This is a genomic window from Nocardioides panaciterrulae, from assembly GCF_013409645.1.
In the GTDB taxonomy this organism is placed as follows: domain Bacteria; phylum Actinomycetota; class Actinomycetes; order Propionibacteriales; family Nocardioidaceae; genus Nocardioides; species Nocardioides panaciterrulae.
In genome coordinates this window covers 1,797,174-1,809,831 of the sequence record NZ_JACCBG010000001.1, presented here as the reverse complement: position 1 = coordinate 1,809,831, position 12,658 = coordinate 1,797,174, and the positions used below count along the sequence as shown (strand labels likewise).

Below are 12,658 nucleotides of genomic sequence, written 5' to 3'. Positions count from 1 at the left end.
TGTCCCGGCCATGTCGTACTTCGTCACGGGCGCCACCGGCTTCATCGGCCGACACCTGGTCCAGGAGCTGGTGGACCACCGCGAGGGCGAGATCTTCGTGCTCGTCCGGCAGGGGTCGCTGGCCCGGCTCGAGACACTCGTCCGGCGCTGGGGCTCCGACCGGGTCGTCCCCGTGGTGGGCGACCTCTCCGAGCCCGGCCTGGGCGTGGACGAGGCCTGGGTCGACGACCACCGCGACCGGATCGACCACTTCTTCCACCTCGCGGCGATCTACGACATGACCGCCGACGACGCGACCAACGAGACGATGAACGTCGGCGGCACCCGCAACGCCCTCGAGCTCGCCGAGGCGTTGCAGGTCGGGTGCTTCCACCAGGTCTCGTCGGTGGCCGGGGCGGGCGACTACCGCGGTCGCTTCGACGAGACGATGTTCGACGAGGGGCAGTCACTGCCCTCGCCGTACCACCGCACGAAGTTCGAGTCCGAGCGGATCGTGCGCACCGACGCGACGGTGCCGTGGCGGGTCTACCGTCCGGCCATCGTGGTCGGGGACTCCCAGACCGGCGCGATGGACAAGATCGACGGCCCCTACTACTTCTTCCCGCTGATCAGGCTGATGCGGGACCACCTGCCCGCCTGGCTGCCGCTGGTCGGCGTCGACCTGGGCGACACCAACGTGGTGCCGGTCGACTACGTGGCGGCCGCGATGGACCACCTCGCGCACCTGCCCGGGCACGACGGCGAGGCGTTCCACCTGGTGAACCCCGAGCCGCAGCCGGTCGTCGACACCGTCAACGCCCTGTGCGCGGCCGCGGGGGCTCCGCAGTTCGCGACCCCGATCGACCGGCGGCTGACCCGGTCGGGCGCCCTCGGGCTGCTCCCCCGGGCGCTGCGGCCGCTGTCGGTGCTCAACGAGGTGATCCGGTCGGCGCCGGCCCAGCTCGTACTGGACCAGACGATCGGCCGGCTCGGGATCCCGGCGGAGGTGCTGGCGCACAGCTCGTTCAACGCGGTGTTCGACTCCCGCCGTACGGAGAAGGCGCTCGCGGGGTCCGGCATCGGCGTTCCCGACCTGGAGTCCTACGCCCGCTCGCTGTGGACCTACTGGGAGGAGAACCTCGACACCTCCACCGGCCGCGACCCGCGCAACCGCGAGGCGCTGACCGGCAAGTACGTCGTGATCACCGGCGCCTCCTCGGGCATCGGCCACGTGACCGCGCTCAAGGTCGCGCAGGCGGGCGGCATCCCGGTGCTGGTCGCCCGCGGCAAGGAGAAGCTCGAGGACACCCGGGCGGCCATCGAGCTGCGCGGCGGCACCGCCCACGTCCACCCCTGCGACCTCTCCGACATGGAGGCGATCGACCGGCTGTGCGAGGCGCTGGTGGCCGAGCTGCCGTCGATCGACTTCGTCGTCAACAACGCCGGACGCTCGATCCGGCGGTCGCTGCGGCTCTCCCAGGACCGGTTCCACGACTTCGAGCGGACCATGCAGCTGAACTACTTCGGCGCGATCCGGCTGGTGATGGGGCTGATCCCGAAGATGCAGGAGCAGCAGCGGGGGCACGTCGTGAACGTCTCCTCGATCGGGGTGCAGACCAACCCGCCGCGGTTCTCGGCGTACGTCGCCTCCAAGGCGGCGCTCGACTCCTGGTCGAACGTCGTGGCCTCCGAGCTGGTCGGCGACGGCATCACGTTCACCGGCATCCACATGCCGCTGGTGCGGACACCGATGATCGCGCCGACCCGGATCTACGACAAGTTCCCCACGATCTCCCCCGCCCAGGCCGCCGACCTGGTGGTCAAGGCGATGGTGGAGCGGCCGCACGAGATCAACACGATGCTCGGCAACGCCGGCGCCGTCGCCCACACGGTGGCCCCCAAGCTGTCGTTCCGGGTGCTCAACATGGCCTACCACGTCTTCCCCGACTCGGCCGCGGCCAAGGGCGAGGCCGCCGGCGGCACCCGCGAGTCCGAGCAGATCATGCTGGCCAGGATCTTCAAGGGCATCCATTGGTGAGGTGAGCTCGCCGGCTCACGGGATGCGCCGCCGACGCACGAGGTTGCGGACCACCCGCGCCCCCGCCACGGCCAGGATGACGACGCTGGCGAGCAGGGCGACCGGTCCCCCGAGGAACACCACGACGTAAGTGGCATCCGCATGGCCGGTCCGGTCCGTGATCGTGGCGGCGAGCCACCAGGTCAGCCAGACTGCCGCGATGGCAACCAGCCCGACAAGCCCCGACCGCCAGGCAGGCCGGGCACTGCCCACGCCGCCGTCAGGGCCGGCAGCCCCTCCACGTCCGGTCACACCACGCATTGTGCTTCCTCCCCGCCGCTCGCGAGGCACCATGCGCCCATGAGCGCCGACCGAAACTTTCTTCGGTTGGTGTCTCAGTTGCTGAGATATCCCCAAGCCAGCACGGCCGGACTGTCGGTGCCCCCTGCTGGACTGGAGCCATGTTGATCACCGACCCGCGGGGCGAACCCGTCGAGCTCGACGAGCTCGACGGCGACGCGTCCCTCTCGGTGTTGGCCGACCTGAAGATCCAGGGCCGGGCCGTCGATCGCGAGAAGCTGCGGGTCGTGCACCACTGGTGCGTGCTGCACCCGGCCACCCGGGAGTCCGGCGTCGCCACGTTCGACCCCTCGCACCTGCCCGGCGTCCTGTACGCCCAGGAGTCGCTCGGCGGCGAGGGGTGCCCGCCGGTGGCCGCGTTCACGCCCGAGCCCCTGGCGACGACCCTCGGCGTCTCCCAGCACACCATCCGTCAGCTGCTGGCCGACACCCTCGACCTGCACCACCGGCTGCCCCGCTGCTGGAAGCGGGTGGAGGCCCTCGAGGTCGACGTGTGGAAGGCCCGCCGGGTCGCCCAGCTCACCCACCCGCTGTCCCAGGCCGCCGCCGCGCAGGTCGACGCCGCCCTCGCGCCCGTCCTGCACTCGTGCAGCGTCGCGGCGATCGAGCGGGCCGTCGCCGCCGCGGTCGCCGCCCACCACCCCGAGCTGGTCGCCGAACGGGAAAAGAAGGGCAAGGACGCCTGGGACGTCACCCTGGCCCACGACACCGCCTCGGAGTTCGCCGACACCTCCTACCTCGACGTCACCGGCGACACCCTGGACCTCAGCGCGTTCTACGACCGGATCGGCCAGATCGCGGCCGATCTCGCCGACGCCGGCGACGAGGACCCGCTCGGCGCCCGCAAGGCCAAGGCCCTGGGCGTGCTGGCCCGCCAGGGCATCGACGGCGCGGAGGCCGACCTCCTCAGCCTGATCGGCACCGGTGACAGGCAGCCCGCCGCACGACCGGCGCGAACCCGCAAGCCGAAGACCCACCTCTACCTCCACCTGTCCCTTCTCGAGCTGCTCGGCCTCGGGGCCGACGACGACCTCGTCTGCGGCGAGGCCGAGAAGCTCGGCCCGGTGCTCCTGGAGGTCATCCGGGACTGGGTCGGCCACTCGGACTCCACGATCACCCCGGTCCTGGACCTCGACCGCTCCTGGTCCGTGGACGGCCACGACGTCCCCGCCACCATGCGCGAGCAGGTGATCCTCCGCGACCGGCACTGCGTCTTCCCGTACTGCCACACCGATGCCCGGTCCTGCGACCTCGACCACATCGGCCCCTACGTGCCGCTCGACGAGGGCGGCGCGCCCGGGCAGACGAACCCGGAGAACCTCGCCCCGTTGTGCAGGCGGCACCACCGCTGCAAGACCAGCGGGAGATGGCGATACCGACGCAGGCCGGACGACGGCTCCTACGAGTGGAGCGGCTCCTACGGCCGCAGCTACCTGGTCACCCCGTTCGGCACCCTGGATCTCCACACCAACTGAGTCACCGCTCGACCTGCCTCGCCGGATCGGTGATCCAGCCACTCCAGCTGCCGGGGTACAGCGCCGCCCGGATCCCGGCCACCTCCATCGCGATGATGTCGTGGACGGCGGTCACGCCGGAGCCACAGTACGCCGCGACCTCGCCGCGCGCTCCCGCCTCCGGGGTGGCGCCGACCTCGGCGTAGAGCGCGCGCAGCTCCTCGGCCGAGCGGAACCGGCCGTCGTCCCCCAGGTTGCGGGCGGTCGGCACGTTGACCGCGCCCGGGATGTGGCCGGCGACCGGGTCGAGCGGCTCGGTCTCGCCGCGGTAGCGCTCCGGGGCCCGGGCGTCGACGAGGACGCGCACGCCGGGCACCGCGTCCGCCTCGACCACCGGCAGGTGGCCCGGCGAGGCGACGAAGTCCCCGTGGGCGGCCGGCCCCGGCTCCCCGGTCTCGACCTCTCCCCCGGCTCGCTTCCAGGCCTCCCAACCACCGTCGAGGACGCGGACGTCCGGGTGGCCGTGGTGGCGCAGCAGCCACCAGGCCCGCCCCGCCGCGAGCCCGGACCAGTCGTCGTACACGACAACCGGCCGGGCGCCGGAGACGCCGGCCCGGCGCATCGCGGCCTCGAACACGCCGGCGTGCGGCAGCGGGTGCCGACCACCGTCGCCGGGCGGGGCCGCGAGGTCGGTGTCGAGGTCGACGTACGCCGCGCCCGGCACGTGCCCGGCGGCGTACTCCCCCGGCCCGGCGGGGCCGCCCAGGCGGTAGCGGACGTCGAGGACGGTGGGCCTCGGGACGTCCGGCTCCCCACGCAGTGCGGAGAGCAGCTCGTCGGCGGAGATCAGCGGACCGGTCATGGCGGCCATCCTGCAGCACGGGCCCTGTGAAAGGATCGTGACCCGTGGCTGAACTGCACTTCTTCACCGGAACCATGGACTCCGGCAAGAGCACCCTCGCGCTCCAGACGAACCACAACCACGCGGCGCGGGGACGGGTCGGCCGGATCTTCACCACCCGCGACCGGGCGGGTGAGGCGATGCTCTCCAGCCGCCTCGGGCTGACCCACGAGGCGATCGAGGTCGACGACACCTTCGACTTCTGGACCTACGTGGTGCGGACCCTGACCCAGGGCGGCCGGATCGACTACCTGATCTGCGACGAGGCGCAGTTCTACACCAGCGACCAGATCGACCAGCTGGCCAAGGTCGTCGACGAGCTGCAGATCGACGTCTTCGCGTTCGGCATCCTCACCGACTTCCGGACCGCGCTCTTCCCGGGCAGCGCCCGGCTGGTGGAGCTGGCCGACCGGATGAACGTCCTCCAGGTGGAGGCGTTGTGCTGGTGCGGCAAGCGCGCCACCCACAACGCCCGCACCGAGAACGGCGTGATGGTCGTCGAGGGCGACGTGATCGTCGTGGGTGACGTCGAGAACCCCGACGAGACCCCCGCCGAGGTCGCCTACGAGGTGCTCTGCCGCCAGCACCACCGGCGCCGGCTGACCGCCGCCCGGGCCAAGGCGGTCAGCCTCGCCCCGGAGCCGCTGCCCTTCGGGTAACCGGGACGCCGTCGAGGACGTCGGGGACGTCGGGACTAGGTGCACCGCCTCGCGGCCAAGGTCCACCATCCGTGCCCCGCCATCAACTGGTGGACCTCGACCTGAGCGACCAGGTCACCGTCGTCGTAGGCGTAGAAGGTCACCTGTCTCGTGGCCTTGCTGAGATCTGTCGGCTTTGAGACGACCTCAGCGCCGTCAGGCAGGTAGTCAGCCGCAGCGGCAGTGGGCGTGTCCTTTCCCATGGCTTCACGCATCGGGTCGAGATTCGTGTCGACGGTGGCGCAGTCGAACTCCGTGGGCCGGTCTTTCGCGTTCGACGATTCCTGTGTCCCCCCGCATCCTGACGAGCCGACGAGCACCAACACCGCACACGCCCCAAGAGAAATCTCCCTCACCAACGAGTTCAGCGACTTCCGTCTAGGAGTCGTAATAATTGAGACCAAGAATGTCACCCTTCCCGAGGGTCCTGTCGCGGGTCACACAATAGTCAGCACCACCCGCCATGGTCAGATACTCGTGAGCCACAGAATCCACATCAAGCAAGCCGAACGCATGTCCAGCCTCATGCGTGACAAGATCCTGAACGTCTACCTGTTGGGTGCACCCATTGGCAGCATTGACCCAGTACCAGGACTTCGACAAACGAATATCCGGATGCGTGGAAGGCCATCAAGTACCCCAATGCGGTCTACGACGAGGACGAGCAACGCTGGGTCAGCGATGCCCAGGTCGCCGAGGTGCCGTTCGTCGCGTTCACCAGCCGCCGCAAGGCCGAACACGTGCCCTGTCGGCTGGTCGTTCGACGCGTGAAGCGCCTCCAGCCGCTCGCATCCGACGGCAGCACACAGGGCGAGTTGTTCGCGACCTACCGCCACCACGCCTTCATCACCAACAGCACACTGCCCGTGGTGGAAGCCGACCAACGCCACCGCGACCACGCCCTGGTCGAGCAGGTCATCGCCGAGCTCAAGGACGGCCCGCTGGCGCACCTGCCATCAGGGAAGTACGCGGCCAACGCAGCCTGGGTCGCCTGCGCCGTGATCGCGTTCAACATCGCCCGCGCCACCGCCGTCGCCGCGTCGATGCGCACCGCCCGCTGGGCCACCCTGCGGACCCGGATCATCAACGTTCCCGCCCGAATCGCGGCCACCGGCCGACGGCTCGTCCTGCACCTGCCCACCCACTGGCCATGGGCGACGGACTGGAAATCGTTGTGGTCGACCGCAACCGGACCACCGGCCGCCGCCACGACCTGACCACCCAGCCGACGACGGCGCAACCGAGGACCGAAGTGGAAGAGCCGGCGCAAACCGGCAGGTCAGCCACGCCAACGGCCCGGCGCCCACGACGACCCCTGAAATTACCGCCCAAGAATCACGGCGGTGGATCCGGGCTCAGCTCACGACCAGCGGAATGAGCATCTCCTCGGGCGTCAGCGACCCGTGCAGCCCGACCAGCGTGGCCTCGTAGGGGAAGTCGGAGGTCGACAGGATCGCGGTGTCGCCGCGGGCGGCCACCACCACGTCGCCGAGGCGGGGACGTACGGCGGGCTCCACGGTCCCGAACCAGCCGCGGGCCACCGCGACGTCGCGGGTCATCACCTCGGCGCGGTCGCCGAGCACCTCGGTCCAGGTGGCGACCACGTCGTCGACCGCACTCCGGTGGCAGTAGAGGTGGCGGAACCGCGCCTCGCCGCCGAACAGCGCGACCCCGTCCCGCAGCTCGAGCAGCTCGTCGACGTCGACCCGGCTCTCCGGCGCGGAGTCGACCATCCCGTGGTCGGCCACCACGAGCAGCCGGGTCGCCGAGGGCAGCGCGTCGCGCAGCTGCTCGGCCTCGGAGTCGATCATCGACAGCTGCTGCAGCCACTGGCTCGAGGCCACGCCGTAGCGGTGCCCGGTCCAGTCGAGGTCGCCGTCGTAGAGGTAGGTCAGCGAGGGGCTCTCGCCGGCGGCGCCGACGGCCGCGGCGATCCGCTCCCCGACCTTGTCGGCGCCGACGTAGTCGGCCCCGCGGTGCGCCGCGACGGTCAGCCCGGAGCCGACGAACTCGCGCTTGTTGACCACGGTGACCGCGGCGCCGCGCTCCCGCAGCCGCGCGAAGGCGGTCGGGTGCGGCTGCCACTCCAGCGGGTCGACGTCCTTGTCCCACAGCAGCGCGTTCAGGAGCCGGTCGGTGCCCGGCACCCGCGAGGTGAAGCCGACCAGGCCGTGCGCGCCCGGGGTGAGGCCGGTGCCGAGCGAGGTCAGGCTGGTGGCGGTCGTGGACGGCACGCCCGCGGTCGCCGGCGACTGTTCGGCCAGCAGCGAGGAGAGGTAGGGCGCGGCGTGGGCGTAGCGCTCCAGCAGCCGCGCGCCCATGCCGTCGACGAGGAACACGACGTACGCCGCGGCCTCGGGCAGCACCAGCCGCGAGGGGGCGTCCTGGTCGCGCAGCGGGCGGCCCAGCGCCACCGCCACGGCCGGGACCACGTCCCCCAGGGACCGCTCGTGGTAGGCCGGCTCGACGAACCCGGCCCCCGCGGCCGCGAGCGTCACGCCGTGTGCGTCCGCGCCGAGAGCGACTCGGCGAAGGACAGCAGCCCGGTGACCGCGTCGCCGCCGTCGGCGGCCGACGAGACCCGCAGGGAGAAGTCGTCGGAGGCCAGCACCCCGGTGTAGCCGTGGTCGGCGTCGCACTCCGGGTCGCTGCAGCCGGCGGGCTCGAGGTCCAGCCGGCTCACCCCGCCCCACCCGATCGTCAGCACGGCCTCGGCCGGCTGGCTCGGGCCCGAGGTGGGGTTCGCGATCATCCGCGTCACCACCACCGACTTGACCGCCGAGAGGCTCACGGCCTCCGTGGAGGTGGAGGTGTAGGGCTCGGGCAGCAGGTCGTCACCGGTGTGCTCGTCGGTGTGGGCCAGCACCAGCCGGGTCGGGGTCAGCACGATCACGCTCAGGTGCCGGCGGACCTCGTCACGCTCGAAGGTCGGCTCGTGGTGCACGAAGAACGACACCACCTGCTCCCCCGCGACCGCCGAGTCGACACCGTCGGCGACGACCTCGGGGTAGTAGCCGGTCCGCTCGATCGCGTGCCGGAGCTCGAGCGTGCGGTCCCGGTCCTCCGTGGTCCTGCTGGTGCGCATGCCTGCAGTCTGTCACGCAACCTCGACGGGGACCGGCACGGACTGCGGCACGCCGTCCTGGGCCAGGCTCAGGTGTCGCCGGAGGTCGACGAAGAGCACCGCCGCCAGCGCGGTCCCGCCCACGACCAGGGCGGCCCACAGGTGGGGCAGGCCGTGGCCGATCAGCAGGCCCGCCGAGGCCGGTCCGACGATCGACCCGACGGTCCAAGTCATGCCCTGCAGCGCGTTGTACCGGCCCCGCATGTCCTCGCGGGCCAGGTCGTTGACGATGGCCGGGGCGAGCGGCGCCCACAGCGTCTCGCCCGCACCGAAGAGCCCGAGCCCGATGATGATCGCGGCCACCGCGGCCCAGCCGTCCACGGCGTCGGAGGCGGCGATGACCAGCCAGGAGACCGACCAGGTGCCCGCACAGACGGCCAGCATCAGGCTGCGCCGGCGGCCCCGGATCATCCGCAGCGTGACCAGCTGCCCGGCGACGATCGCCGCCGTGTTGGCGCCGTACGCCCAGCCGAGCGCGTGGGCCGGGATGCCGGCCACCGAGACGGCGTACGCCGCGAGCCCCGCCTCCATCTGGGAGTAGCCGAAGGTGATCGCCAGGATCGAGATCGCCACGACGCGCAGCAGGGTCCGGTCGCGCAGCACCACCGCCCACGAGGGCTGCTCCTCCTCGACGGCCTCGCCGCCCTCGCCGCCCTCGCCGCCCTCGCCGCCCACGGCGCTCGCGGGCGCGTCGAGCGAGGGCGCGAGCCCGGTGCCGCGCGGCATCGTGACCAGCACGAGGATGTAGGCGAGGTAGGTCAGGCCGTCGATGACGTAGAGCCGCTGGAACGACGCGACCGAGGACATGTCGACGATCGTGGCGCTGATCAGCCCGCCGATGCCGAGGCCGGCGTTGAGCAGCATGAAGTTCAGGCCGTAGACCTTCTCCCGCCCCTCGGCCGGCACCAGCCGGGTGAGCATCGCGGTCGCCGCGGGCCACAGGCCGACGGTGCCCACGACGATCAGCGAGCCGACGACGAACGCGCCGGCGACGTTCTCCACGAGCCCGATCGAGGTTGTGCACGCCGCCTCGACCACCAGGCCGGTGATCATCACCGGGCGCGGACCGAACCGGTCGATCAGCGAGCCGCCGACCGGGCTCAGCACGAAGCCGAGCAGCCCCATCCACCCGAACATCAGGCCGACCGTCGCGGTCGAGATGCCGCGCACCTCGGCGAGGTAGACGTAGAGGAACGGCATGGTCAGGCCGCTGCCCAGGGCCGAGAACGCGAACCCCAGGAACAGGCGGTGCACCCGCGGATCCAGGTCGCGCAGGCGCAGCTTGCCGGGGGCGGGCGGGGCGTCGGTCACGAGGCCCGATTCTCGGTGCTCGTGGGGCCCGTGTGCCAATCGTTATCGGGGCCTCGCCGGCTCAGCCGGGGATGGTGTCCCCGGGGTGCGCCGGCATCCGGCGCACGAACCAGTCCGAGCGCTGGTCGGAGACCGGGTCGACCCGCGCGGCCGCGGTGAGCACGGTGGCGCCCTCGGCGCCGGCCAGCACCAGGGACAGCTCCAGGGAGCTGACCTGGGGCAGGTCGTTCTGCAGCTGGGCGACCCGGCGGATCAGCCGCTCGACCTCGGCGACGTCGACCACCTCGCTGCCGCGGTAGCCGAACAGCATCGGCGAGGCCTTGATCTCGCGGACCATCGCGGCGGCGTCCCGCTCCCCCAGCGGCGGGATCCGGTAGGCCTTGTCGGCCAGCAGCTCGCTCAGCGGCCCGGAGATGCCGAAGGAGACCACCGGGCCGAACAGGGGGTCCTCGATGCTGCGGATCGCGACCGGGACCCCGGGCGTGGAGTTCTTCTGCACCACGAAGCCGGCCCGGTCCGGGTCGGCGATCCTCGCGGTGAGGGACTCCCAGGCGTCCTTCATCTCCTCGACGGTGTCGATGTGCCGCCAGACGTGGGCCTGGTCGGGGCGCTCGCGCAGGTGCTCGGCGGTGGCCTTCAGCACCACGTCCCACCCGAGGTCGCTCCCGGCCCGCACCGCCTCCTCGACGTCGGACACCGGCCGGGTCGGCCACAGCTCCACGCCGTACGCCGCGAGCAGCGCGGTCAGGTCCTCGTGGTCCAGCCGGGTGCCCTCGGGGTGACGGCGCAGCAGCTGGTCGACGACCCGCTTCGCGGCCCGGACGTCGACCTCGTCGGGCCCGACCGGCGGGCCGTCGGGGGTGCGCAGCCACACGGCGTACTCCACGACCCGGGCCAGCGCGCGCACCGCGGCCTCGACGGCGGGGTACGACGGCACCGAGCCGCGACCGGCCGTGGAGCCGGCCAGGTCGGGCACCCGCAGCAGCTCCGGGACGCCCTCGGCGCCGAGGAAGGAGGAGACCAGCGGCTTGTCGGACTGCTCGCCCACGGCGGCGAGGACGTTGGCGACGTCCTCGCCGGAGACGTTGAGGGGCGGGATGTAGACCGCGACCACCGAGTCGATCTCCGGGTCGTCGATCGCGTCGTCGAGGGCGTCCTCGAAGTCCTCGGCGGTCGCGTCCGCGCCCAGGGCGACCGACTTGTTGACGACCAGTCCCACCGCGGCGGCGGCGTCGGCGGCCAGCAGCCCGAGCGCGTCGGAGTTGCCGACGACGGCCACCCGGCGTCCGCGCGGCAGCGGCTGGTGGGCCAGCAGCTGGGCGACGTCGAACATCTCCTCCAGCGTGTCCACCTGGATCACGCCCGCCTGGCGGAACATCGCGTCGACGGCCTGCGGCGGCGCGGCGATCTTGCGCACGGCGTGGCCCATGGGCACGCCCTGGGTGGTGCGCCCGGAGCGGACCGCGACGATCGGCTTGCGCAGCGAGACCCGGCGGGCGATCCGCGAGAACTTGCGCGGATTGCCGATCGACTCGAGGTAGAGCAGCACGACCTCGGTGGAGTCGTCCTCCTCCCAGTACTGCAGCAGGTCGTTGCCGGAGACGTCGGCACGGTTGCCGGCGCTGACGAACGTCGAGAGCCCCAGCCCGCGGTTGTTGACCTTCTCCAGGATCGCCGAGCCCAGCGCTCCGGACTGGCAGAAGAAGCCCGCCCGGCCGCGCGGCGGCATCACGCCCGACAGCGAGGCGTTGAGCGAGACCCCCGGGTCGGTGTTGATGATGCCCAGGCAGTTGGGGCCGATCAGCCGCAGGCCGTAGGAGCGGGAGAGCCCGACCAGCCGGCGCTGGCGCTGCCGGCCCTCCTCGCCGGTCTCGGCGAAGCCGGAGGAGATCACGATCAGCCCGTGCACGCCCTTGGCGGCGCAGTCGAGGACCACGTCCTGGACCGCGTCGGCGGGCACCGCGACCACGGCCACGTCGACGTCGTCGGGGATGTCGCCCACGGTCGGGTACGCCGGGAGCCCGGCGACGGCGCGGGAGTTCGGGTTCACCACGTAGACCCGGCCGGTGTAGTCGCCGAGGACCAGGTTGCGCACCAGCGCCTGGCCGACCGTCTCCTGCCGGCGGCTGGCACCGATCACGGCCACCGAGCGGGGGTTGAAGAACTTCTCGATCGAGGCCGACTCGGCGCGGTGCTCCCGGCCGGCCATCAGCCCGATCGCGGTCTCGGTCGGTTCGATCGGGAACTCCAGCGCCAGCACGCCGTCCTCGTACTCGCTGGCGACCCGGTAGCCGGCGTCGCGGAAGGTCTGGATCATCCGGCTGTTGTCGGGCAGCACCTCGGCGACGAACCGCTCGATGCCCCGCTCGCGGCCGGCCTGGGCGAGGTGCTCGAGCAGGATCTGCGCGAGGCCGCGACCCTGGTGCCGGTCCTCGACGAGGAAGGCCACCTCGGCCTCGCCCCGCTTGATGACGTCGTAGCGCCCCACCGCGATCATCTGCCCCGACAGGAGCACGACGAACGCCACCCGCTCCATGTGGTCCACCCGGGTGAAGCGGGCGACGTCGCGGTCGGACAGGCGGGGCATCGGGGAGAAGAAGCGGTAGTACTTCGACTGGTCCGAGACCCGGTCGTAGAACTCCACGAGGAGGTCGGCGTCCGCCGGCTCGATCGGGCGGATGTGCGCCGTCCGGCCGTCGCGCAGCAGCACGTCGGACTCCCAGTGGCGAGGCGCCGCGGGGGCCGGGTCCGTGGTCGAGGGCTCGGTGCCGGTCACGAGGCGCAATCTACTCGTGCCTCCCTCCGGCGTGCCCC

10 protein-coding genes and 1 pseudogene are annotated in these 12,658 nt (G+C 72.0%); 4 read left to right on the top strand and 7 right to left on the bottom strand.

Translation table 11 applies throughout. The features are described from left to right. Positions 1-10 precede the first annotated feature (10 nt). Positions 11-2,017 carry an SDR family oxidoreductase gene (locus BJZ21_RS08430; RefSeq protein ID WP_179663324.1) on the top strand — a complete coding sequence of 669 codons (2,007 nt, stop codon included), beginning with the start codon at positions 11-13 and terminating at the stop codon, positions 2,015-2,017. Between the two features lie 15 nt (positions 2,018-2,032). On the opposite strand, the gene BJZ21_RS08425 is transcribed toward BJZ21_RS08430, so the two are convergent. Beyond that, positions 2,033-2,308, bottom strand: a complete 276-nt coding sequence (locus BJZ21_RS08425) for a hypothetical protein (protein WP_179663323.1) — start codon at positions 2,306-2,308, stop codon at positions 2,033-2,035. A 149-nt stretch (positions 2,309-2,457) separates the two neighbouring features. Here BJZ21_RS08425 and BJZ21_RS08420 point away from each other — a divergent pair, with 149 nt between their 5' ends. Beyond that, entirely contained in the window at positions 2,458-3,831 is a 1,374-nt protein-coding gene (locus BJZ21_RS08420; RefSeq protein ID WP_179663322.1) for an HNH endonuclease signature motif containing protein, read from the top strand. Position 3,832: 1 nt separating this feature from the next. On the opposite strand, the gene BJZ21_RS08415 is transcribed toward BJZ21_RS08420, so the two are convergent. Further along, entirely contained in the window at positions 3,833-4,672 is an 840-nt protein-coding gene (locus tag BJZ21_RS08415) for a sulfurtransferase (protein WP_218851392.1), read from the bottom strand. 44 nt (positions 4,673-4,716) lie between these two features. On the opposite strand from BJZ21_RS08415, the gene BJZ21_RS08410 reads away from it, so the two are divergent. Then, positions 4,717-5,370, top strand: a complete 654-nt coding sequence (locus BJZ21_RS08410) for a thymidine kinase (RefSeq protein ID WP_179663320.1) — start codon at positions 4,717-4,719, stop codon at positions 5,368-5,370. Between the two features lie 35 nt (positions 5,371-5,405). Here the strand turns inward: BJZ21_RS08410 and BJZ21_RS08405 are convergent, their stop codons facing one another. Beyond that, positions 5,406-5,765, bottom strand: a complete 360-nt coding sequence (locus BJZ21_RS08405; RefSeq protein ID WP_218851389.1) for a hypothetical protein — start codon at positions 5,763-5,765, stop codon at positions 5,406-5,408. 258 nt (positions 5,766-6,023) lie between these two features. Between BJZ21_RS08405 and BJZ21_RS08400 the strand changes: the two are divergent. Then, positions 6,024-6,626: pseudogene (locus BJZ21_RS08400) on the top strand (transposase); the annotation flags it as partial. Positions 6,627-6,764: 138 nt separating this feature from the next. Here the strand turns inward: BJZ21_RS08400 and BJZ21_RS08395 are convergent. The 4 genes from BJZ21_RS08395 to BJZ21_RS08380 all read right to left on the bottom strand — a co-directional run bounded on the left by BJZ21_RS08395 (position 6,765) and on the right by BJZ21_RS08380 (position 12,620). After that, on the bottom strand, positions 6,765-7,907 hold the full coding sequence (locus BJZ21_RS08395) for an alkaline phosphatase family protein (protein WP_179663318.1): 1,143 nt from the start codon (positions 7,905-7,907) through the stop codon (positions 6,765-6,767). Beyond that, positions 7,904-8,494 (bottom strand): DUF5998 family protein, encoded by a 591-nt coding sequence (locus BJZ21_RS08390; protein ID WP_179663317.1) that lies wholly within the window; start codon positions 8,492-8,494, stop codon positions 7,904-7,906. Before BJZ21_RS08390 ends, BJZ21_RS08395 begins: the two co-directional genes overlap by 4 nt. A 12-nt stretch (positions 8,495-8,506) precedes the next feature. After that, entirely contained in the window at positions 8,507-9,844 is a 1,338-nt protein-coding gene (locus BJZ21_RS08385) for an MFS transporter (protein WP_179663316.1), read from the bottom strand. Between the two features lie 61 nt (positions 9,845-9,905). Then, positions 9,906-12,620: a bifunctional acetate--CoA ligase family protein/GNAT family N-acetyltransferase gene (locus BJZ21_RS08380; RefSeq protein ID WP_343052037.1), complete on the bottom strand. Its 2,715-nt coding sequence runs from the start codon at positions 12,618-12,620 to the stop codon at positions 9,906-9,908. Between the last annotated feature and the right edge of the window lie 38 nt (positions 12,621-12,658).

Excerpts from the sequence above, each read along its gene's own strand:
- BJZ21_RS08430 (WP_179663324.1), top strand. The coding sequence starts at position 11 with ATGTCGTACTTCGTCACGGGCGCCACCGGCTTCATCGGCCGACACCTG.
- BJZ21_RS08420 (WP_179663322.1), top strand. The coding sequence starts at position 2,458 with ATGTTGATCACCGACCCGCGGGGCGAACCCGTCGAGCTCGACGAGCTC.
- BJZ21_RS08390 (WP_179663317.1), bottom strand. The coding sequence starts at position 8,494 with ATGCGCACCAGCAGGACCACGGAGGACCGGGACCGCACGCTCGAGCTC.
- BJZ21_RS08415 (WP_218851392.1), bottom strand. The coding sequence starts at position 4,672 with ATGACCGGTCCGCTGATCTCCGCCGACGAGCTGCTCTCCGCACTGCGT.